Source organism: Bradyrhizobium sp. BRP20, from assembly GCF_020194215.1.
GTDB lineage: Bacteria > Pseudomonadota > Alphaproteobacteria > Rhizobiales > Xanthobacteraceae > Bradyrhizobium > Bradyrhizobium yuanmingense.
On sequence record NZ_JADYVY010000116.1, the window covers coordinates 1 to 415 of the forward strand.

Consider the following 415-nt stretch of genomic DNA (forward strand, 5'->3'; position numbering starts at 1 on the left):
GCCTGGAGACCGCCTGCTACGACGGCACCGGCACGCCACCCGGCCTGGACGGCGTCGAGTTCTACGTCCTGCCCTACGACAGCGGGCCCGAGCCGCCGAAGCTGATCGCGAAGATGCCGTCGCTGAAGGCCGTGCAGTCGCTGTCCGCGGGTGTCGACAGCCTCCTGCCGCTGATCCCGGACGGCGTCACCCTCGCCAACGGCCGCGGCCTGCACGACCTCAGCGTCGCCGAGCACACGCTCGCCCTGATCCTCGCCGCCCAGCGGAACCTGCCGCGCTGGTTCCGGCAGCAGAGCACCGGCTCGTGGGACCGCGAGCACACCCGGTCACTGGCGGACGACCGCGTCCTGCTCGTCGGCTACGGCTCCATCGGCAAGGCGATCGAGCGGTACCTCGTGGCCGGAGAAGCGGAGGT

Annotated in this window: 1 protein-coding gene; it reads left to right on the plus strand. The window is 71.8% G+C overall.

From position 1 onward, the window contains the following. On the plus strand, positions 1 to 415 hold a 415-nt coding region (locus I6F33_RS38060), incomplete at both ends, for an NAD(P)-dependent oxidoreductase (RefSeq protein WP_276573721.1).